The following is a 21,462-nucleotide window of genomic DNA, read 5'->3' as shown; positions in this document are numbered from 1 at the left end:
CTTGAGTATGTTCAGCACGAGTACCACCCGAGGTGCCCCATGACAGGCTTCGTAGGCCGCAAGTCCGAGCTGGCCGCACTCGACCGGCACCTGGCCTGGATCCGGGACGGCCGAGGCGATCAGCGCGGCAGAGCACTGCTGCTCCGCGGCCGACGCCGGGTCGGGAAGTCTCGCCTCGTCGACCTCTTCTGTGAACGCGCAGGCGTTCCGTACGTCGTGCATCAGGCCACCCGGGGCGAGGACGCGCAGCGGGAACGCGCCCGGTTCCTCGGCGAGGTCCGCCACTCCTCGCTGCCCGAGACGGCTCTCCTGGCAGGCGTCACCACCGTCGCCGACTGGGACACCGCCCTGCGCCAGCTCGCCGCGGTCCTCCCGGACGACTCCCCCAGCATCGTCGTGCTGGACGAGCTGCCCTGGATGCTCGAAGGCGACCCGGTTCTGGAAGGCACCCTGCAGACCGTGTGGGACCGCGTGCTGAGCCGCAAGCCCGTGCTGCTCGTGCTGATCGGCAGCGACCTCGCCATGATGGAGCAGCTCTCCGCCTACGGCCGCCCCTTCCACCAACGAGGGGTCGAGATGGTGCTGTCGGCCCTCTCGCCGTACGAGGTCATGGCAATGACCGGACTGCCTGCGGCGGACGCCTTCGATGCCCACCTGATCACCGGCGGTCTGCCCCTCATCTGTCAGGAGTGGCGGGACGGGGAGAGCCGCGGTGACTTCCTGGCCCGAGCTCTCGACGACCCCACCTCCCCGCTGCTCGTCTCCGGCGAGCGTGTACTGGCCGCCGAGTTCCCCACCGCCCTCCAGGCCAGACATGTGCTCTCCGTGATCGGGAGTGGTGAGCGGACCTTCGGGACCATCGCCGCGAAGGCCGGGTCCGCCGACCGGCCGCTCCCGCCCGGTTCGCTCAACCCTGCGCTGCGTACCCTCACCGACAAGCGGCTCGTCGCCGTCGACACCCCGTTGTCCGTCCGACCCGGAGACCGGGACCGCCGATACCGCGTCGCAGACCCCTACCTCCGCTTCTGGCTCGCCTTCCTGGAACGGGGAATCTCCGAGGTCGAGCGCGGGCGGGGGCGCCTGGTGGCCGAGGCGGTCGAGCGCGGCTGGACCTCCTGGCGCGGGCGGGCGATCGAACCCGTGGTGCGGGAGTCGCTGGCCCGGCTGCTCCCCGACGAGACGTGGCCCGAGGTGCGGGAGGTGGGCGGCTGGTGGCCTCGTACGAACAATCCCGAGGTAGATCTGGTGGGGGCCGATCGGGCGCCCGCCCGTGACATCGGTTTCGTCGGCTCGATCAAGTGGCACGAGAACGGCTCCTTCGACCGCCGCGCACTGGCCGCGCTCGCCCGCGACGCTCTCGCCGTCCCCGGGGCGGACGAGGACACTCCGTTGATCGCCGTGTCCCGGTCCGGGTTCACGGTGGACGGGCTCTCGGCGACGTACGGGCCCGAGCAGCTCATGGAGGCCTGGGGTTCCGGCGCTTGAGCTCCCTCCCCCATGTCATTTGCACCCGATACGATCGAGAACCGTCCGCAACCGTGTGAACAGTCGCGGACGGCATTCCCGGGACGGCGTGGGCGGGAGCGTCACGCGCGGTCCTGGTCGACGGGGGACGCACCGCGCTGCCCGGTGGACGCAGATGCATGCAGGACACGGAAATCAGGAGACGCGAGACAGAGATGGCCCCGACCGCCGCCACGGCCCCCCTCCTCCGCGATGTCATCGACATCAAGACATCCATCTCGACCTCCGACTTCGTCCTGAAGCTCGCCGAGGCGGTCTCCGAGGAGGGTGCGGCCCGCGCGCTCAAGGACTACGTCGTCACCGAGCGGTTGCTGGAGAACTTCGACGACGCCCTCGGGCTCATCAAGGCCGCCCTCGACGGGCACACATCGAAGGCCGCCTATCTGCACGGCTCGTTCGGTTCCGGTAAGTCGCACTTCATGGCCGTACTGCATGCTCTGCTCAGGGGTGACCAGGCGGCACGCGCGCGTACCGACTTCGATCCGGTGCTGGGCAAGCACGAGTGGCTGAACACCGAGCACAAGCGGTTCCTGCTCGTGCCGTACCACATGCTCGGTGCGAAGTCCCTGGAGCAGCGAGTCCTCGGCGGATACGTCAGTCACGTCAGGAAGCTCCACCCCGAGGCGCCGACCCCGCAGGTGTACCGGACGGACTCGCTCTTCGAGGACATCCGGTCGCACCGGGTCCGTATGGGCGACGAGAAGTTCATCGAGGGGCTCGGCGGAGCCGGTTCCGCGGGCGGGGCGGGTGTCGTCGTCGACGAGGACGACGACTGGGGCGACGAGTTCGAGTGGACCTCTGCGCTCCTCGACACCGCGCTCGCCGCCGAGGAACTCGACGGCGGCGAGGTCAACCTGGACCTGGTCAACCCGAGCGCTCCTGCCGAGTTGCGTGCCAAACTCGTGCACGATGCCGCCGCGACCTGGTTCCCGGGCTTCGCCAAGAACGCCGCCGAGGACGAACACGGGTTCATCTCACTGGACGCCGGCCTCGCCGTGATCGCCGAGCACGCGAAGTCGCTCCGCTACGACGGGCTCATCCTCTTCATGGACGAGCTGATCCTGTGGCTCGCCAACCGCATCCACGACCAGCGGTTCGTCTCCCGCGAAGCCGACAAGATCACCAACTTCGTGGAGGGCGCCGACTCACGGCGGGCCATTCCCATCGTGTCGTTCATCGCCCGCCAGCGAGATCTACGCGAACTGGTCGGCGAGGAGACCTCAGGCGCGGCCGAGACCGCGATCCAGGACAGTCTGAACCTGGCCTCCGGACGCTTCGACAAGATCACGCTGGAGGACCGGAATCTTCCACAGATCGCGCATGCCCGTCTCCTCTCACCGAAGAACGAGGAGGCCGCCGCTCAGCTGGAGGCGGCGTTCACCAGGATCAAGCGGGTCGGGCCGAGGGTCTGGGACGTACTGCTCGGCTCGGACGAGGGGACGACCGGCGCGGACGAGGCGTCGTTCCGGCTGACGTACCCCTTCTCGCCCGCCTTCATGGACACCCTCGTCCACATCTCGTCCGCGCTGCAGCGCTCCCGTACCGGTCTGAAGCTGATGGGCCAGTTGCTCGCCGACCATCGCGACGAGGCGACGCTGGACCAGCTGATCCCGCTCGGCGACCTCTATCCCGTCATCGCGGACGGCGGCGACAGGCCGTTCGTGGACAGCCTGAAGGTGGAGTTCCAGGCCGCGGACAAGCTGTACCGCACCAAGCTGCGACCGCACCTCCTGGCGACGTACGAGGTCACCGAGGAGGACGTCGAGCGCTACCGGCACCGGCGGGAGACCGTCACCGACCAGCAACTCGCCAACCGGTGCAAGGGCTTCGTCGGCGACAACCGGCTGATGTGCACCCTGCTGCTGTCCGCGCTCGCCCCGAGCGTTCCCTCGCTGCGGGACCTGACGATCCAGCGGCTCGGCGCGCTCAACCACGGCTCGGTCGTCTCCCCGATCCCCGGCGCCGAGGTCGGCGTCATCAAGGCGAAGGTCGGCGAGTGGGCGGCGCGCTTCCCCGAGATCAAGGAGACCGGCACCGGCACCAGGCCGGGCGTACGGCTCGAACTGGCCGGGGTGGACGTGGACTCGGTCCTCGCCAACGCCGACGTCAACAACAACCACTCCAACCGCCGCAACCTCGCCAAGCGGTTGCTGGCCGAGGAGCTGGGACTCGAACTGCAGGAACGTCTGGTCGCCGACGAGCTGAACCTCGTCTGGCGCGGCTCGAACCGGACGGTGGAAGTCGTCTTCGGCAACATCGCCGACCGGGACAGCCTGCCCGACCACGAGTTCTCCCCCAGTCAGGAAGGCTTGTGGCGGGTCGTCATCGACCTGCCGTACGACGAGGGCACGTACGGGCCCCGCGACGACGCCAACCGTATGCAGACCCTGCGCGAGCTGCCCGGCGCCCGGCCCCGGACCGTGGGATGGATCCCCACCCACCTGTCGGCGGCCCGCTTCCAGGACTTCCAACGGCTCGTCGTCATCTACTACGCGCTCGCCGACGAGCGGCGCTTCGACACCGTGTACGCCCAGCACCTCAACGCCGACAACCGCGCGCGGGCCAAGCAACTCCTCGAAGGGCAGCGCAGCGCCCTCACCAAGGCGGTGCAGGCCGCCTTCAAGCAGGCGTACGGGCTGGCGGACAAGAAGCCCGGCGACGTCGACGTGTCCTTCACCGAGCACTTCGACCCACTGCCCGACGTCCCCGACCTCCGTGTGTCCATTGGTCAGTCGCTGCGCGACGGGGTCCGGCATGTGGCGGGCAAGCTGCTCGCCCACCAGTTCCCCGCCCACCCGGACCTGGACCCGGAGGGCAACGGGACCGCGGTGAGGCCCGGCGACGTACGGACCGTCTTCAAGAACTTCAAGGCCGCGGTGGAGTCCGGTGACCGGCAGACCGAGGTCGACGGCAAGGAGCGGGCGGTGATGCGCCGGATCGCGGCACCGCTCGGACTAGGCCGGCAGACCGAGGCGTACTTCCGGCCCTCCACCCGCTGGGTGGACCACTTCGCCCTCCAGATCCGCACCGACGGCGGACCCGGCGACCTGAGTGTCGGCCGGCTCACGGAATGGCTGGACCGGCCCGAGCCGATGGGGCTCGAACCGCTCCTCGCCCACCTGATCGTCGCCGCGTACGCCGAGATGGACGACCGGGTCTGGGTGCGGGGCGGCGCGCTGCTCGACCCGGCGCCCGAACTCTCGGCGATCAAGCCGCAGGACGCGCTGCGTTCGCAGCCGCTGCCGGACGTGCCGGCCTGGGAGGAAGCCGGACGGCGGTACTGGGACATCTTCGGCGAGCAGCCGCCGAAGCTGCGCCGCGGCCCGATGGTCAGCCAGTTCGCGCGGCAGATCACCAGTCAGGCGCGTGCCTTCCAACCGCACGCGGCCGACCTGGTCGCGCAGTTGGAGAAGCACTCCGCGCTGCTCGGTCTGGACGGGGCCGACGAGTCCGGCAGGCTCGCGCTGGCCCGGCGCTCGCGCGACCTGCTCGACGAACTGCTCGGCCTCGACCGGGGCGCGGCGGGCGGCACCGCGGCGGCCAAGCAGATCATCACCACCTTCGCCGCCTTCGATCTGCGGGAGGTGCCCGCCGGCCGCTACGGCGCGTCGATCAAGCAGGCGGACGCCGTCGCCAAGTCTCTGGTGACGGCCGCCTGGGACATGCTGAAGCTGGCTCCCAGCTACGGGCCCCAGGGCGAGGCCGTCCTTGAGGCGTTGCGGGGAGCGGCTCGCGCCGACCAGCGCACGCTGAACCTCAAGGACGCGTTGCAGGACGCCCGGCGCTCCATCGTGGCGGTCATCGAGCGCAGCCAGGCGGCTGCCGCGCCTGCCCGGCCGAGGCCCGCTCCGGAGACCGAGGCGGCGGCCGGGCCGCTCACCACTCCCGAGGCGGTGCGCCTGAGCACCGACAGCAGCCATCCGCCCGTCCCCACCACGCACCCCATCCCCAGTCCCGGCGGCCCGGCCCGCCCGCGCCGCTCCGGCAGCGGACGGACCACCGCCTCCCGGGTGCTCACCGAACTCCGGGCGGAACTGGCCGCGTTGGCGGAGTCCGAGCCCGACGCGACCATCGAGATCAGCTGGCGGGTCGTGGAATGAGGCGTGCGCAGTGAATACGGCAACCACGGCGTCCGCGACGGCCGCTACGGCGACCACGAGCGCGGTGCGTCTCAACACCGCCACCATCATCCAGTACCTGGCCTCGCAGTCCGGCCTGTCGGGAGGCAAGCGGCGGGCCGTCCTGCTGCGCGCCGCGCCTTCCTGGGACGGCCCCGCCGAGCTGGCCCGGGGCGAGCAGGGGCAAGCGCTGATCGCGGTCGCCCCCTCGCCGCTCGCCGTGTACGAACTGGTGCTGGGCCACCTCGCGCCCGCGGCCACCGGGCCCGAGGTGCTGGTGGTGCTGACCGACCGTGAGGAGGCGGAGCTCGGTCCCGACCTGCTGGCCAAGGTGCACAAGCAGCGGGTCAACACCGTCGACATCTGGGACGTCGTACGCGAGGCGTTCGGCGCGATCGACACCGACCGTCGGCTGTTCGACGAGAACTGGGCCGCGGAGGCGCTCCTCGACGCCACGCCGCCGGGCCGCTGGCCGCAGCTGGCAGGCGGACTGCTGTCCCGGAGCAAGGCGCTCTCCGCCCTGACGCTGCGGCGGCTCGGCATCGGACGGTACGACCCCGACCGTGACTCGGGAGACCTGGCAGCGTCGGCAGGCGACGACGTGCTCGACGTACCCACCCTGTTGCGCTGGTCCCTCGCCCCCGGCGGGCCCGGCCGCTACCTCGCGCTGCGGGCACCCGAGCGAGCGGGGCTCGCCCGGTTCCTCGCCGAGAAGGACCAGGCCGGCCCCACCGGACGGGCGCTGCTCGCCCTGGTCGACGCCGAACACGGGCCGGACGCCGTGGCGTTCGGTCTGCTCTGTGCCGCGCTTTGGGGCCATGCCGACGCGGCGGCCGACCCCGAGGTCTATCGCGCACGCGGGCGGGCCGAGCGCTGGTTCGGCGAGGAGCTGCCCGCGCGGGGCGAAGCCCTGGACACCCACGCGGCGGCCTTCGGCCGATCCTGCGAGGAGTTCGTGTCGGGGCTGCTGCTGAGCGGCCGTTCCGAACTCGACGAGTCCGCGGCGACCGCGCGTCGGCTCACCGGTTTCGTACTCGACCGTGCGGCCGCCCATGCCCGACAGTTCGGCGCGGAACAAGCCGCCCGGACAAGTCCGTTGCTGGCAGCGGGCCTTGAGGAACGGTTCGCCGCCGTCGGCCGGGCGCTGCTGGGCGACGACCCGGCGCTGACCGCGCAGTCGGTGAAGTCGCTCAGCCACCACCGGCTCGCCCCGGAAGGCCACGCGCACACGCGTATCGAGCGAGCCCGCATGGCCCAGCGGCTCTCGCAGTGGCTCGCGACAGGACCGGTGGCCGAGAGCGCGAACGTGGCGGCCGGAGTCGCACGGCATGCCACCGAGACCGGCTGGGTGGACATGGCGCTGGAGCACATCGAGGCAGGAGGCGACCCCGATCCCACGCTGAAGGCCGCCTACGACAGCATCTGCGCCTCGGTGCGGGCCCGCCGTCGCGACATCGACCGGCATTTCGCCCGCTCCCTCGCCGCCTGGACGACCGACGAGAACGACCGTGGAGCGATGCTGACGGTGGAGACCTTCCTCCCCGACATCGTCGCCCCGGTCGTGAAGGCCGGGGAGCGCCGCGTTCTGCTCCTCGTCCTCGACGGGATGAGCGCGGCGATCGCCGCCGAGCTGGGCGAGAAGCTGCGCGAGCACTGGGCCGAGTACGACCCGCTGCCGAAGGCGAAGGACGCCCCGCAGCGTCGGGCGATGGCCGCGTTGCTGCCCACCGTCACAGCCGTGTCGCGTACCTCTCTGTTCGCCGCCCGTCCGATGACGGGCACACAGGCCGACGAGAAGAAGCTGTTCCCCGCGCACCCCTTCTGGGGCGGGCAGGATGTCGCGGTCTTCCACAAGGACGACCTGCGTGGAGAGAGCGGCGGCGACCCGTTCGGACCCGAGCTGCACGAGGCACTCGCCGGCGACCGCACGCATGTCGCCGTGGTCCTCAACACCATTGACGACCGGCTCGGCAAGGAACAGAAACTCGGAGACGGCGCCTGGCGGCTCTCCGACATCGGGGGGCTGCCGGAACTGCTGCGGTTCGCCGCGACCCAGGGCCGGGCCGTCTTCCTCACCAGCGACCACGGACACATCGTCGACCGGCGCGGCACCAGAGTCGAGGCCGACGGCGTGCAATCCGCCCGGCACCGGTTGCCGGGAGGCACGCTCTCAGAGACGGAGGTCGTGCTCTCCGGCCGACGGGTGCTCGCTCCCGATCCGGGCAGTTCCGTCGTCGCCCTGTGGGACGCCGACTCGCGTTACACCTCCCAGAAGGCGGGCTACCACGGCGGCGTCGCCCTCTCCGAGTTCAGCATCCCGGTGCTGGCTTTCCTGCCCTTCGGCGCGGAACCGCCGAAGGGCTGGCGCGAGTTGGGCAGTCAGCAGCCCAGTTGGTGGTCGCTGACCCCGCACTCCCCCGAGCAGCCGCAGCAGCCGCCAAAGCCCGTGGCCCTCGCGGTGCCACCGAAGAAGTCCGCCCGGCGGGCCAAGGAAGAGGCCGAACTCGCCAAGAGCCACGATTCGCTCTTCGAGGTCGCGCCGGCTCCCTCCACCGAGGGTGCGCTGCTCTCGGCGGAACTGGTCTCACCGGACGACACGTTGGTCAGCGGCCTGCTGTCCTCCGAGGTCTTCGAGACCCAGGTGAAGCTGCTCGCCCGGAAGCCGGACCTGGCTCGGGTGGAGAGAGCCGTGCACGCCCTCCTCGACGCGCGCGGCACCCTGCCGATGACTGCCCTGGCTCAGCGCATCGGCCTGTCGTCCGCCCAGCGCCCCGACGGATTCGCGGCCGTCCTTCGGCAGTTGCTCAACCACGACGGCGTGCAGGTGCTGGAGACTCTGCCCGACGGTCGCACCCTGCGGCTGAACACCGGATTGCTGCGTGACCAGTTCGGGCTGAGGTGACGTGCGTGCAGTACAGGGGGCAGGGCAGAGGCAGGCATGAGCAGAGGCAACAACCGTAAGGCTACGGAAAGCCTCAGGTGAGCTGCCGCAACAGACCGACGAACTGGCGTAGTTCGTCGGTCAGTTGCTGCGACAGCGGATCAGGGTCGAAGTGCGCGATCTTGTTGCGGATCTGGCGCACCCGGTCGAGCTGATGCACGAACTGAACACGATCCACTCCCGGCCAGCCGAGGTCCAGCCAGTTCTGGTCCGCTCGGGCCGCGCGCTGTTGTTCCCTCTGCTTGGCGCTCCTCGGATTCCCGTCGAGCAACTTCACGTAGTCGCCGAACATCAGGTCCGTGATCTGGCCGGTCTGCTTGTAATCCGGCTGAACGGCCAGGATGGCTTCCGGACCGAGCTTCGTACCGAGGCACTTGCGCAGGCGGAACTCAATGTCTCCCACCGCGAAGAAGGGCCACGCCGTCGCGCCGAAGCGCTGGGTGACGTCCGCGGCCGTCACGATCCCGCGAAACTTTCCGCTGCTGTCCCGTACGAGGAGATAGCCGTGTTCGCTGACCATCGGGAGCAGTGAGAAGAAGTCCTGGTGCGCCTCGGCGACCGACCAGTGCTCCGCCATGGCGTTCGCCAGAATCGGGTCGGCACCGGTCTCGTACATCCTGGCCACCGAACTCCACGTGACTACTCCGCGCAGGGTGTAGTGCCCGTCGAGGACCGGGAGCTGGGAGTAGTTCTTGGTGCGCATGATGTAGGTCGCCGTCGTCAACTGATCGTCAGGAGTGACGGATTCGACGCCGTGGAGGGCGCCCGGGATGTCGCCGATTCGGAACGAACGCTGGGGCAGAGCTCCCTGCGACAGGCCATACCCGTCTTCGCTCTCGTCCGCGTCGACGCCTTCGATCTCACTCCCGGTCTCCTCGACGACGGAAGCCAGCGCCACGACGTGAATCTTCGCTCGGCGGTTGCAGGTGGCGAAGTACGGAACCGTCGAGAGACCTACGGTCTTGAGCGCTTGAGAGATGTCCAGCACCGTCTGGTCGTTGCGCACGCGTGTGCCGAAAAGCGCGAGGAGATCGGGCACGGGAAGCATGGTGCCCTTCAGGCCGAGAAGCTGCTCCTCGGTTGGCATCTGTGACACGGCAGCGCTCACCAGCCTTCAGCGGTGCGGAACACGGTGCGCTTGCCCATGGCGGACCGCACCAGTTCGAGCAGCTGCTTGGCACGGTTCTCGTAGAAGCGGTCGAAGTCGCCGTCGTGCAGGGCGGACGGGTCGATGAGGTGAGTGGTGATGACGTCGTCGAACCACTCAGGGCGCATACCCGACTCGAGGATGAGCGGTTTGAGATAGGAGGAGGGAGCCCCTGTCATGCTGCGGCTCGCCCGGAGAGACAGAGGGGTCTTGTTGACGATCGAGCTCGCGTGCGCGGCGTGGCTCGAACTGTTCTTGGCGATCCACGCCTTGGGGAAGATCTGCCGGACCTCCACATTGTGCTCGACGAGCCGGGCCGGATTGAGCGGAGCCTCGGTGAAGTACCAGTCCACCGCACCCTGCTTGACCAGCAGCGCGTAGATCCCCTTGTATGCCGCGCTGTTGCGGGTCGTCAGCGTGTCGAGCCGGTCGGAGAGGAAGGCCGCCTCCGCGACCGTGTCGGGAATGACCCCCTCCTCACCCTTGATCCAGCCGATCAACTGCTCCACATCACGGGTGAACCGGCTCTCCGTCGACCCGCCGTACATCTCGCCCAGCACACCGCACCAGTACCAGTGAGCGATCCGCTCGTCGTCACCCGGACCACCCGCCTCCTCACCGAGAATGGCCCGTACGGCTGCCAGCGGTACAAGCTGTGTGCGATAGGGCAGGTCGGACGCACGGACGATGCACTGCTGCTCCAGGAACGCCCCCACCCAGGCGAATGCCTGCTCCACGCGCGGCGCCAGCCGCTGGAAGTCGGCGAGCGGCAGTTCCAACAGGTCACGTCGCTTACAGGACACCGCGGCCCCAGGACGGTCCCGCTTGCGTTCCCAGGTGCGGACCAGAGCCACGGCCTGCAGGAAGTCACTGCTGATCAGCCCGTCCTCCAGGCCGGCCTCCAGACGGCCCAGGACGGGGTAGGCCGATGCCAGGCCCGTCTTGATCCGCTGCCACTCCTCGGGAAGCCGGTAGTACTCACCTGTCTCCACGATGTGCTGTTGATTGCCCGCGTACGTGGCGGTCAACAGCTCGAAGACGTTCAGCGGGACCCCGCCGGTGTTCACCCGCTCGAACACGGCGCACACCGCGTCCATGGTGGTGGAGGCCGCGAGTTTGATCATCGGGACCTGGAACGACTGCACGTTGTTCAGAACGAGTTCTTCGAACTGCGACCAGAGGTCCCAGTTGGCCTCGTCGAGCTTCACGAACGCCTTGTGCCAGGCGTTCATCCGCTGGATGTCGAACACGAGATGGAGCGGGAAATACCCTGCGGCACACTCGAGTTCCGTCGTACTGAGGTCGAGAACGACCCGGCGCGCGAAGTTGGACTTGAGGATCCGCTCCTCGGGCACGGAGACAACCGCGTCGTCACGGTCCGCGGGCGATCCGACCGCCTTGGCGATGTCGATGTAGTACCAGCGTCGGAGGTTCTTGTTCCGGGCATCGACCGTTTCCACCGGATGTTCCCGGTGCAGCGCCTGGAACAGTGATGTCAGCCGCTGCTGACCGTCCAGAAGGAGAAGGTCGGGGCCCCTGCCGTCCGCGTCCTCCGCACCCTTCAGCGTGCGGGCCCTGAACGGGGACGTTCCACCCGTCTCGAGCGTCATCACCACACCGAGCGGATAGTCCATCGTCACGGTTGCGATGAGCGCTCTGATCCGCTCGTCGTCCCATTTCCACTCGCGTTGGAAATCCGGAAGCTGCAGCACCCCGGACGCAACGTCCTTGAGGACATCTTTGAGCTTTGGACTGTCGAGCGCCACGCTGCGTATTCCCCCGGCTCATGCCTGAACGATGTAGCTGACGATTGCACCAAGGTGATCAAACGGACGTCAAGGTTTTCACCCACCTCCCCTCACACACCGAACAATTCCAGCCACTCAGAGTGCACGAGCGGAGCGTACGAGGCGTAGGAGTCCACAGAGAACGACCTGCAAGTCCGTACGCCACGACACCGACCGGATGGAAGACTGGCGACGTGAGCACAGACCGCCCAGATCGAGCCCCCCTCGTCAGTCCCGCCCGGCGCCGCGACGTGATCGACGCTCTGCGACGAGGGGCTGTCCCCGAGCGCGGGCTGGACCTGCTGGCCACGGGCCTGGACCGCTTCGAGACCGCACTGGACTCCGAGCTGAACGCGGTGAAGTCGGGGGCTTCCGTCTTCAAGGCGGTGCGTGGCGAGTACGGATCCGGCAAGACCTTCTTCGCGCGGTGGCTGGGCGAGCGCGCCAAACGGCTCAACTTCGCCGTCGCCGAGGTCCAGATCTCGGAGACCGAGACACCTCTGCACAAGCTGGAGACCGTCTACCGTCGCCTCACCGAACGACTGGCCACCTCCGGATTCCCGCCGAGCGCGCTGCGACCCGTCGTGGACTCGTGGTTCTACACCCTGGAGGAGGACGCACTCGCCGACGGTGCCGCGGAAGAGGACCTCTCCACCAGGGTCGAACAGCTGATGACGACTCGACTCACCGAAGTGTCCCGGCACGCGCCCTCGTTCGCGACCGCGCTCCGCGGCTACCGCGCCGCCCTCACCTCAGGCGACGAAGCCACCGCCTCAGCCGTCATGGCCTGGCTGGGAGGACAGCCACACGTCGCCGCCTCCGCACGCAGGGCTGCCGGCGTCCGCGGTGACCTCGACCACTTCGGCGCCCTGGGCTTTCTGCAGGGGCTGCTCACCGTGCTGCGCGACTCGGGCCATGTGGGCCTCGTCCTCGTACTGGACGAAGTGGAAACACTGCAGCGAGTCCGCTCCGACGCACGCGACAAAGCGCTCAACGCCCTGCGGCAGCTCATCGACGAGGTGCACTCCGGACGTTTCCCGGGTCTGTATCTGCTGATCACCGGGACCCCTGCGTTCTTCGACGGCCAGCAGGGCGTGCAACGCCTCGCTCCGCTCGCTCAGCGGCTGGCCACCGACTTCACGACCGACCCCCGGTTCGACAATCCCCGCGCTGTGCAGTTGCGGCTGTCGGGCTTCACACTGGACTCCCTCGTGAGCCTGGGTATCACCATCCGCGATATCTACGCGGAGGGCGCCTCGTCACCCGAGCGCGTCAAGGCTGTTGTGGACGAGGCGTACATCGCCGATCTGGCCAAAGCCGTCGGCGGGGCACTCGGCGGAAAGGCAGGGGTGGCACCACGGCTGTTCCTGAAGAAACTTGTCGGTGACGTCCTCGATCGCGTCGACCAGTTCAATGACTTCGATCCCCGTAGTCACTACGCGCTGACCCTGAACTCGGGAGAGCTGAACGAGATCGAGCGCAACGCGGCAGCAAGCCCCGACGACATCGAGCTGGAGCTGCCGTGACGGTGCCCGGGGCCCCGGATCCGCTTGATCGACTGCACCCCGGCCTGATCCACCACATCGTCAACTCTCTGGGCTGGCAGGGCCTGCGTCCGCTCCAGGAAGAGTCGATCACGCCTTTGCTCGACGGCTCGGACGCCGTGTTGCTCGCCCCTACCGCGGGCGGGAAGACCGAGGCCGCCGCCTTCCCACTGCTGTCGAGGATGGCGCAGGAGAACTGGACTGGCACTTCGGTGCTGTACGTGTGCCCGCTCAAGGCACTGCTCAACAACCTGCTTCCGCGGCTTGAGACATACACCTCCTGGCTGGGGCGCACAGCCGCGCTCTGGCACGGCGACGTCGGCCAGTCCCGCCGCAAACTGATCCTGCGGGAGCGCCCCGATGTGCTGCTGACCACTCCGGAATCTCTGGAGGCGATGCTAGTCAGCGTGAATGTCGACCACCGGGCTTTCTTCTCGGGGCTGCGCGCCATCGTGGTGGACGAGGTGCACGCATTCGCCGGCGACGACCGGGGCTGGCATCTGCTGGCGGTGCTGGAACGGTTGGAACGCGTGGTCAAGCGGCCGGTACAGCGGATCGGACTCTCCGCGACGGTGGGAAATCCACAGCAGTTGCTGAGCTGGTTGCAGGGGTCGAGCGCCGGAAAGCGCACGGCACATGTCATTGCCCCGCACCTGCGGGACGAGTCACCGGTCCTGCCACCGCCAGGGGATGTACAGCTCGATTACGTGGGCTCACTGGCCAATGCGGCAACGGTGATCGCAGCCCTCCACCACGGTGAAAAACGGCTGGTCTTCTGCGAGTCGCGCAGACAGGTCGAGGAACTCGGCGCGAGTCTGCGCGCCAAGGGCGTGGCCACCTTCCTCTCCCACGCGTCGTTGTCCACCGACGAGCGGCGCCGGGCCGAGGAAGCTTTCGCCGAGGCGCGCGACTGCGTGATCGTGTCCACCAGCACACTCGAACTGGGCATCGACGTCGGCGACTTGGACCGAGTCATCCAGATCGACGCGCCCGGTACGGTCGCCTCGTTCTTGCAGCGCCTGGGCCGAACCGGCCGACGACCCGGCTCGATGCGCAACTGCCTGTTCCTGGCCCTCGACGAAGCCGGCCTGCTTGCAGCGGCGGCGCTTCTGCTCCTGTGGTCACGCGGTTGGGTGGAGCCGGTCGTGGCGCCTCCGGAGCCGCGGCACATCGTCGCTCAGCAAATCCTCGCACTCTGTCTCCAGGAGCACCGGGTCGGCGACCAGCTGTGGCGGGAGTGGTGGGGCGGAATCGGCCCCTTCGGTCCCGCTGCCGAGCCGATCGTGCGCCATCTGCTGGACGAGGGCTACCTGGACCGGGACGGCGGCATGCTGTTCATCGGTCCTGAGGCAGAACGCCGCTTCGGCTACCGGCACTTCATGGATCTCACCGCCGTGTTCACCGCGGCGCCGGAGTTCACAGTGCTGTCGGGCCGGACCGAGATCGGCACAACGGACCCTGTCCTGCTGACCCAGGAAGTCGCCGGCCCTCGACGGCTGTTGCTCGCAGGACGCAGCTGGCAGGTGACCTACATCGACTGGTCACGGCGCCGCTGCTTCGTCGAGCCCGTGGAGGGAGGCGGCAGAGCCCGTTGGGGTGGGTTCGGCCTTTTCCGCACCGCTTCGTACGAGCTCACGCAAGCAGCGCGAGAAGTTCTGCTCGGCGTGATTCCTCCTGTGGAACTCACCCGGCGTGCCGCGGGTGCCCTCGCCCAGATCCGGGAGGCCGGCGCCGAAGTAGTGCACTCCGACGGCACGGTGATCGTGCGGGGCGGGCGCGACACGAATGTGCGTTGGTGGACCTGGGCCGGCTACCGAGCCAATGCCACCCTTGCCGCCACACTCTCCGGCATCGCTGATCCTCTACAGCGCCCCACCGACGCATACCTCCGGCTGCGCGAGGACCTGACCGCGGAGGAGTGGAGCAAAGCCAAGTCTGCGGCTGGTGAACAGCTGTGCCTCCCAGCAGTCGACGAACGCGCACTGACCGGCCTCAAGTTCAGTGTCGCTCTGCCCCAACGGCTCGCGGAGGCCACACTCGCCGCCCGTCTCGCGGACCTTGAAGGTGCGACGGCCGCACTGACAGCGCCCGTACGCTTCACTTCCGAGCCATGACCGTCGACTGTCGCACCCCCTTTCCCATGTCGATCTGGAGTTGGTGCACCGCCGCTCAAGAAAACAGGGGAAGCTCATGGGTCAGCACACGGAACACACGAGCCAGCAGACACTTCTCTTCTGGGTGTCACCGGATGACGCTGACGGCTCCGCGCCCGACGACACCATGGGGATCTTCAGCAACGACTCCGAGGCCGACGCCCTCGCATGAGGCAGCAGACGAAACGGGGGGGTTGCGGGGCGGGGTTGGGCTTGGCGTAGGCGAGGGAAGAGGAGGGGCTCCACATGGAAGCGGCCGTCCGCCGCCTCCCCCAGCTCGTGTTCGACGACGTCCAGGTCCCGGTAGTGGATGTCGACGCGGCGGCCGTCGATCGTCAGCCACGCGCCACCGTTGAAGACGCCGCCGCCCCAGCCGCCGATCTCGGAGAGGGAGGGCGGCCAGGCGGTCGGTGACGGCGTCGAGGAAAGCGCGGTCGTTCATAGGCGGTGCCTACTCACAGAGCAATCACTCACAGCGGTTGGACGGTCGTCCACCAGGCAGTCACGGCAGGTCGCTCATCACAGGGCATCGCGGCATCGCTCCGGGCCTCGCCCCAGACGGGCGTGTCACGTCCGCCGCGGGGGCTCCCCGATCGTCAGGTCGCCGACCGTGTGCGCCTGGATCACCGTGCCGTGCTGCACACCGCCGCTGATCGTGTTGTGGACGGAGCCGCGCTCGGGGGCCCCGGATGGCGGCGTCAACTCGTCCAGCAGTGCGCGGAGTTCCGCGGCTGCCGCGGGGTTGTCGCGCAGTGTGCGGCGGAGGCGGGTGCGCCAGGATGCCTGGACGTCTGCCGCGGCCTCCCCGTCCTCGACGTCCAGCGCGGCGACGAGATCGGTCCGGGATTCCTCCAACTCGCCTACTACAGCCTCTTCGTCACGTCCCCGGGAGAAGAGGGCGACGACCCGATCCCGTACGTTCTCCCACCCGTCCGTCACCATCTGCTGCACGAGCGCCGTCGCTCCGGCTGCCGCCAGAGCCGTCAACTCCGCGTCCATCGGGCCCCCTTCGTCTCAGGTACGAGATCCACGGTAGCCGGACCGACCGACAACGCCCCCGCACAGCAGCCTCCTGGTTGTTGACGCCGCCCTGCGAAACGCCCAAGCCCTACCGGATTTCTGCCGTGCCCGTTCCCGCGGCCCGCACAGCGCTAGGGTCGGGTGCTGTGATCGTATGGCTCAACGGTACCCACGGCGCGGGCAAGACGACGACCAGTCCACTCGTGCAGCAACTGATCCCGGATTCACGGGTGTTCGACGCCGAGAAGGTCGGCGAGACACTCATGGACATCACGCCGGGGCTGCCCGAGACGGACAACTTCCAGCACTGGCCGCCGTGGCGGCCGCTCGTCGTGGAGACCGCCCGCCGCGTACTCGACTACGCCGGCGGCACTCTGGTGGTGCCCATGACGGTCCTGGTCGAGCAGTACTGGCGCGAGATCAGCGCCGGCCTCGCCCAACATGCCATCCCCGTACGGCACTTCGTCCTCCATGCCGACCAGGACACCCTCCGCGGGCGCATCGCGGGCGACACTCTTGGCCCCAACTCCCCGTTCCGTCTCCAATACCTTGAGCCCTACGCCGAGGCGGCCCGCACGTGGCTGCACAGCGAGGCCAAGGTCGTCGACACCACGCACCTCACGCCCGCCCAGGCCGCCCAGCAGATCGCGGAGGCCGTCAGGAGCTGAGGTCCGCCCGCCGCACGTGAGACGGGACCGCCCCCGCTCCGAGCCCCTGCCCATGCCCCTGCGCCCCTGCCCCCGCTCCCTACGGCGCGCGCTCAGCCGTACACAGCGCCGGAACCGGCCCCGTCCCCGTACGCACAGTCGGGCGGACACTCCGATGGGAGTGATCCCGAACGCCCGCGCCCAGCGGACGTATTGCGTACGGGGACAGCAGCTCAAGGGGAGAGCAGGAGCAGTGCAGGTGACAGTCCAGGGGCAGTGCAGGCGCAGTCCAGGGGGGTCAGCTGCTGCCCGCCACTGCCTTCCGCAGCGTCGCGAGCTCCCCGTACATCACGTCACCCGGGCACTCGGTTTCCATCCAGTCGCGGTGGCCGCTGATCTCGTTGACGTCCCGCTTGGTGCCGTTGACCGGGTTGGTGTACGTGACCTGGGCCTCGGGGTCGACCCCGTGGAAGCGGGTCACGGCACGGACCAGGCGGGTGAGGGACTCGCGGGCGGCGTCGGTCGGGCTCCGGTCCACGAGGTTGCCGAGGAGGGCGATGCCGAGGTTGCCCGAGTTGAAGCCGCCGGTGTGGAAGGCGGTCACGACCTTGCCGTCCGGGTCGTGACCCGGGATGCCGTCGTCGCCCGAGTAACGGCCCTCGTAGATGGTGCCCTTCTCGTCGATGAGGAAGTGGTAGCCGATGTCGCCCCAGTCGTTGGTGATCGCGTGGAGCTGGTAGATCGCACGCACCGTGGCGGCCGGGTCCGGGTCGTCGTTGACGCCGGCGGTGTGGTGGACCGTGAGCGTCTGGAACGGGTAGTACGCCGTCGGCGAGTTCTCCGTGCCGTCCGGCTTGAAGCGGAGCTTCTCGTCCGCGCCCCAGGCTGCGCGGGGAAGGTAGGCGACGCCGCGCACCCGGGTCGTGTCCGCCGGAACAGCCACCTTGCGGCTCGGGCCCTGTGTCGTGTCGATGGCCACCGAGCGCAGGCTGGTGGATCCGTCCGGTGCCTTGAGCTCGTAGCCCGCGGCCTGATCGGCGGGGATGAGCAGCGCCCCGCCGTTGCTGTCCGAACAGCCGCTGCCGCTCAGGGACTTCCAGACGCCCTGGCCACCGTCGGCGTCGGTCAGTCGGATGCCGCCGCCGGTGACCTCACGGGTGCCGGCCCAGGTCACGCCCACGTAGCCGATGGGGAAGGCGGCTTCGACGGGCGCCTCGCCCGTGGCCTGCTTGGCGCGGGTCTTGGGAAACGTCTCGGTGGTCGTACCGGGCTCGGAGTCGGTCGTGTCCGAACCGGGCGCGTCCGAGGTGGTGTTGGCCATCACCACGGGGGTGAGCGCGGCACCCGCCGCGACCGCGCCCGCCGCACCGATCAGACCACGCCGCGTGACGCGGGACCGGGCGCGGTGAGGCGTGGGGGAGGAGGGCGTGGGGTTGGGGGGAACTGTCATGGGGAGGGGGTTCCTTAGGTATTCCTGGTCGTTCCTGGTCGTTCCTGACGGCGGCAGGGCGTACGAGGCCCACACGCCAGCCATGCTTGAAGTCTCAACGGAGCCTAGGGGTTCAAGTCACCCGCACCGTCCGCATCCCCCAATAAAATCCCAGGATTCACTCCTCACCCTCCTCCCCCATCACTCCCCCATGACTCCCGCACAACAGTGATTGACACGGACACGCAACGCCCGGGAAAACACCGTTTCCTACGGTCGGCTGGCGAGCGCTGATCGCCGACCCGCAAGGAGCCGTGCCACCCGTGAAGATCACCCACCGTACAACTGCCCTGCTCTGTTCGTTCGCCGTGGCCGCGGGAATCTCGCTGGCCGGCGCAAGTGCCCACGCCGACGAGAAGAAGGGCCTGCCCGACGTGGCGGTGATCGGCACGGGCGGAACCATATCCGGGGTCAGCAAGACCCGTGTCTCGTTCCAGGACTACCAGTCCGGGCAGCTCGCGATCTCCAAGATGGTGGGCGAACTGCGGCCGGAGGTGGACGGGTTGGCCAAGGTGACGACCGAGCAGTTCGGGAACAAGGGGTCGAGCGCGTACACCATCGCGGACTACCGCAGGCTCACCGCCTCCGTGGACGCCGCGCTGAAGAAGAACGACGGCGTCGTCGTCACCACCGGCACGGACACGATGGAGGAGTTCGCGTACTGGCTCGACCTGACCGTGCGCAGCGACAAGCCGGTCGTTCTCACCGGGTCGATGCGACCGTGGACCGTCATCGGCACGGACGCGCCGGCCAACCTCTACAACGCCATCAAGCTCGCCGCGAGCCGCAAGACCAAGTGCTACGGGACCGTCGTCATGCTCAACGACGAGATCCAGGCCGCGCGAGAAGTCCGCAAGACCAACGCACTGCGCATGGACACCTTCGAGAGCGGACGTTCCGGGGTGCTCGGCGCCGTCGACCAGGACAACATCCGGCTCAACCGGGCACCGGCCCGCGTCCAGAAGTGCGGCAAGGCGAGCTGGCGTACGCCCTTCGATCTGGACCGGATCGTCGGCAGGGTGAGCACCACGGAGAAGACGAAGGAGAAGACAAAGGAGGAGAGCAAGCTGCTGCCTAAGGTGGAGATCGCGTACTCGTACCAGGACGCGGGCGGCGAGGCGATCAAGGCCTTCGCGGACGGCGGCGCCAAGGGGGTCGTGACGGCGGGCACGGGCGCCGGGGGCATCTCGCCCGCGATGTCGACCGCGCGGACGGACGCGGTGAAGAAGGGGGTCACGTTCGCGTCGACCACCCGCACCGGATCGGGCGCGGTGTACGGCACGGGCGCCACCACCGGCGTCATCGAGGCCGAGGACCTGAGCCCGCAGAAGGCCCGGCTGTTGCTGCTCCTCTCGCTCGCGGCGACGAAGGACGAGAAGCAGATACGGGAGTGGTTCGCGACGCTGGGGACGGCGCAGTTCACCACCAAGTAACGGCCGACGGCTGACCTCTGACGGCCGACGGCTGACCTCTGACGGCGGACGGTTACCCCTCGCGGGGGACACACGGAGGACACGCGGAGGATATTCGGATGCGGCCCCGCGGGCCGGGGCCGCATCATCGGCGGGTTGTCCCTCGACACCCACCGTCCAGTCCGACGAGTCCGGCCGGCGCGGCCAGTGCGCCCGGTCGGACCAGTCCGCGGGAGGCCACCCATGCTGAAGCGCGTCACCGTCCCCACCCTGTTCACGCCGCCCGTCTACTCCCACGCCTCCGTGGTCGAGGCGGGCACGCACCTCGCCTTCCTCGCCGGATCCGTGCCCCTCAACGACGACGGCGAACTCGTCGGCCCGGGCGACCCCGTACGACAGGCCGAGCGCGTGATCGCGAACCTCGGCGAACAACTCCGGGCGATCGGCAGCGACTTCGAGTACGTCGCGTACACCGACGTGTATGTCGTGAGCAGTGACCCCGCGATGCTCTCCGAGGTGTGGGACGTCGTGGAAGCCTCCCGCCTCAGCACGGGCCCGCACTCCTCCACCCTCGTCGGCGTCTCCTGCCTCGGCTACAGGGGCCAGCTCGTGGAGATCACGGCGACAGCCGTGATCCCGGACCTCGACCCCGACGCGACGGGCTCCGCCGACTCCCGCGGGTCCAGCGACTCCCGCGGGTCCAGCGACTCCCGCGGGTCCAGCGGGTCCAGCGACTCCCGCGGGTCCAGCGGGTCCAGCGACTCCCGCGGGTCCAGCGGGTCCAGCGGGTCCAGCGGCTCCAGCGGGTCCAGCGGCTCCGCCCAGGCCTAGAGTCCCCTCATGCTGATCGAACACCGTGGGCAGCGCCCCGTCGTCCCGGCCTCCGCGTACGTGGCGCCGACCGCCGTCCTCTGCGGCGCCGTCACCCTCGGCGAGCGCGCCCGGGTCCTGCACGGCGCCGTACTCACCGCGGAGGACGGGGAGGTACGGACCGGCGCGGACGTCGTCATCATGGAGAACGCGCTCGTACGGGGACGGCGCCGCCACCCCGCGCTCATCGGCAACGCCGTACTCATCGGCCCGCACGCCCACGTCACCGGAGCCCGGATCGAGGACGAGGTCTTCGTGGCCACCGGGGCCTCCGCCTTCCCCGGAGCCGTCGCGGGCGCCGGTTCGGAGCTGCGGATCAACAGCGTGCTCCAAGTCAACTCGGTCCTGCCGCCCGGCATGGTCGTACCCATCGGCTGGATCGCCGCCGGGGCACCGGAGGCCCAGCTCTTCGCACCCGGTCAGCATGACGAACTGTGGGAGGTGCAAAGGGAGTTGGACTTCCCGGGCACGGTGTACGGCGTCCCCCGCGGCACCTCCATGCGCGACATCATGGCCCGGCAGGCGGACTACTTCGGCGCACACGCCGAGGACCGCGTCCTGGACGACCCCTCGGCCGGTTGACGTCCCGGCCGACTGACGTCCGGGCCCGGCTGACGTCCGGGCCCAGCTGACGTCCCGGCCCGGCTGGCATCCCGGCCCGGCTGGCACCCCCGCCCGGCTGGTACCCCCGCCCGGCTGGCACCCCGGCCCGGCTGGCACCCCGGCCCGGCTGACATCCGGCCGACTGGCATCCCGCGTGGTTGACGTCCGGGCGCGGCCCGCCCGGCGGCCGGTCCGCCCCACCATGTG

Annotated in this window: 14 protein-coding genes and 1 pseudogene; 10 read left to right on the top strand and 5 right to left on the bottom strand. The window is 69.2% G+C overall.

Translation table 11 applies throughout. The features are described 5' to 3' along the window. Positions 1-39 precede the first annotated feature (39 nt). From OHA11_RS35730 to pglZ, 3 genes are all read left to right on the top strand, one after another. Positions 40-1,485 (top strand): DUF234 domain-containing protein, encoded by a 1,446-nt coding sequence (locus tag OHA11_RS35730; protein WP_266503386.1) that lies wholly within the window; start codon positions 40-42, stop codon positions 1,483-1,485. A 194-nt stretch (positions 1,486-1,679) separates the two neighbouring features. Then, a complete protein-coding gene (locus OHA11_RS35725; RefSeq protein WP_266503384.1) occupies positions 1,680-5,624 on the top strand; it encodes a phage resistance protein in 3,945 nt (1,314 codons plus the stop codon). 10 nt (positions 5,625-5,634) lie between these two features. Next, complete coding sequence (gene pglZ / locus OHA11_RS35720; RefSeq protein WP_266503382.1) at positions 5,635-8,544, top strand: BREX-2 system phosphatase PglZ; 2,910 nt, start codon at positions 5,635-5,637, stop codon at positions 8,542-8,544. 73 nt (positions 8,545-8,617) lie between these two features. Here the strand turns inward: pglZ and OHA11_RS35715 are convergent, their stop codons facing one another. Then, positions 8,618-9,670 (bottom strand): CBS domain-containing protein, encoded by a 1,053-nt coding sequence (locus tag OHA11_RS35715; RefSeq protein ID WP_266503381.1) that lies wholly within the window; start codon positions 9,668-9,670, stop codon positions 8,618-8,620. A gap of 17 nt (positions 9,671-9,687) precedes the next feature. After that, positions 9,688-11,496: a DUF262 domain-containing protein gene (locus OHA11_RS35710; RefSeq protein WP_266503380.1), complete on the bottom strand. Its 1,809-nt coding sequence runs from the start codon at positions 11,494-11,496 to the stop codon at positions 9,688-9,690. Positions 11,497-11,711: 215 nt separating this feature from the next. On the opposite strand from OHA11_RS35710, the gene brxD reads away from it, so the two are divergent. The 3 genes from brxD to OHA11_RS35695 all read left to right on the top strand — a co-directional run bounded on the left by brxD (position 11,712) and on the right by OHA11_RS35695 (position 15,386). Continuing rightward, on the top strand, positions 11,712-13,043 hold the full coding sequence (gene brxD / locus OHA11_RS35705; RefSeq protein ID WP_266503378.1) for a BREX system ATP-binding protein BrxD: 1,332 nt from the start codon (positions 11,712-11,714) through the stop codon (positions 13,041-13,043). Next, positions 13,040-15,175 (top strand): DEAD/DEAH box helicase, encoded by a 2,136-nt coding sequence (locus tag OHA11_RS35700; protein ID WP_266503376.1) that lies wholly within the window; start codon positions 13,040-13,042, stop codon positions 15,173-15,175. The genes brxD and OHA11_RS35700 overlap by 4 nt, the downstream gene beginning before the upstream one ends. Before the next feature lie 76 nt (positions 15,176-15,251). Next, positions 15,252-15,386 (top strand): hypothetical protein, encoded by a 135-nt coding sequence (locus OHA11_RS35695; protein WP_266503374.1) that lies wholly within the window; start codon positions 15,252-15,254, stop codon positions 15,384-15,386. A 56-nt stretch (positions 15,387-15,442) separates the two neighbouring features. Here OHA11_RS35695 and OHA11_RS35690 read toward each other — a convergent pair. Together OHA11_RS35690 and OHA11_RS35685 are read right to left on the bottom strand one after the other, a co-directional pair. Beyond that, positions 15,443-15,604, bottom strand: a pseudogene (locus OHA11_RS35690) (nucleotidyltransferase domain-containing protein); the annotation flags it as partial. Between the two features lie 177 nt (positions 15,605-15,781). Beyond that, a complete protein-coding gene (locus tag OHA11_RS35685; RefSeq protein ID WP_266503372.1) occupies positions 15,782-16,213 on the bottom strand; it encodes a hypothetical protein in 432 nt (143 codons plus the stop codon). 167 nt (positions 16,214-16,380) lie between these two features. On the opposite strand from OHA11_RS35685, the gene OHA11_RS35680 reads away from it, so the two are divergent. Beyond that, positions 16,381-16,902: an AAA family ATPase gene (locus OHA11_RS35680; RefSeq protein WP_266503370.1), complete on the top strand. Its 522-nt coding sequence runs from the start codon at positions 16,381-16,383 to the stop codon at positions 16,900-16,902. 277 nt (positions 16,903-17,179) lie between these two features. Here the strand turns inward: OHA11_RS35680 and OHA11_RS35675 are convergent, their stop codons facing one another. Further along, positions 17,180-18,331 carry a peptidoglycan recognition family protein gene (locus OHA11_RS35675; protein WP_266503368.1) on the bottom strand — a complete coding sequence of 384 codons (1,152 nt, stop codon included), beginning with the start codon at positions 18,329-18,331 and terminating at the stop codon, positions 17,180-17,182. 302 nt (positions 18,332-18,633) lie between these two features. Between OHA11_RS35675 and OHA11_RS35670 the strand changes: the two genes are divergently transcribed. The 3 genes from OHA11_RS35670 (at position 18,634) to OHA11_RS35660 (ending at position 21,234) form a co-directional block, all read left to right on the top strand. Further along, entirely contained in the window at positions 18,634-19,803 is a 1,170-nt protein-coding gene (locus OHA11_RS35670) for an asparaginase (RefSeq protein ID WP_266503366.1), read from the top strand. A gap of 222 nt (positions 19,804-20,025) precedes the next feature. Further along, entirely contained in the window at positions 20,026-20,613 is a 588-nt protein-coding gene (locus OHA11_RS35665; protein WP_266503364.1) for a RidA family protein, read from the top strand. 9 nt (positions 20,614-20,622) lie between these two features. Next, positions 20,623-21,234 (top strand): gamma carbonic anhydrase family protein, encoded by a 612-nt coding sequence (locus OHA11_RS35660; RefSeq protein ID WP_266503362.1) that lies wholly within the window; start codon positions 20,623-20,625, stop codon positions 21,232-21,234. Positions 21,235-21,462 lie beyond the last annotated feature (228 nt).

Origin of the sequence: Streptomyces sp. NBC_00878 (assembly GCF_026341515.1) — a bacterium.
GTDB lineage: Bacteria > Actinomycetota > Actinomycetes > Streptomycetales > Streptomycetaceae > Streptomyces.
Note: the sequence above shows the minus strand (reverse complement) of the source record. Positions and strands in the feature narration are given on the sequence as shown.

What these genes read in the sequence shown, in the direction of transcription:
- OHA11_RS35730 (WP_266503386.1), top strand. Translation starts at nt 40, where the DNA reads ATGACAGGCTTCGTAGGCCGCAAGTCCGAGCTGGCCGCACTCGACCGG.
- OHA11_RS35665 (WP_266503364.1), top strand. Translation starts at nt 20,026, where the DNA reads ATGCTGAAGCGCGTCACCGTCCCCACCCTGTTCACGCCGCCCGTCTAC.
- OHA11_RS35675 (WP_266503368.1), bottom strand. Translation starts at nt 18,331, where the DNA reads ATGACAGTTCCCCCCAACCCCACGCCCTCCTCCCCCACGCCTCACCGC.
- OHA11_RS35660 (WP_266503362.1), top strand. Translation starts at nt 20,623, where the DNA reads ATGCTGATCGAACACCGTGGGCAGCGCCCCGTCGTCCCGGCCTCCGCG.
- OHA11_RS35695 (WP_266503374.1), top strand. Translation starts at nt 15,252, where the DNA reads ATGGGTCAGCACACGGAACACACGAGCCAGCAGACACTTCTCTTCTGG.
- OHA11_RS35725 (WP_266503384.1), top strand. Translation starts at nt 1,680, where the DNA reads ATGGCCCCGACCGCCGCCACGGCCCCCCTCCTCCGCGATGTCATCGAC.
- OHA11_RS35685 (WP_266503372.1), bottom strand. Translation starts at nt 16,213, where the DNA reads ATGGACGCGGAGTTGACGGCTCTGGCGGCAGCCGGAGCGACGGCGCTC.
- OHA11_RS35715 (WP_266503381.1), bottom strand. Translation starts at nt 9,670, where the DNA reads ATGCCAACCGAGGAGCAGCTTCTCGGCCTGAAGGGCACCATGCTTCCC.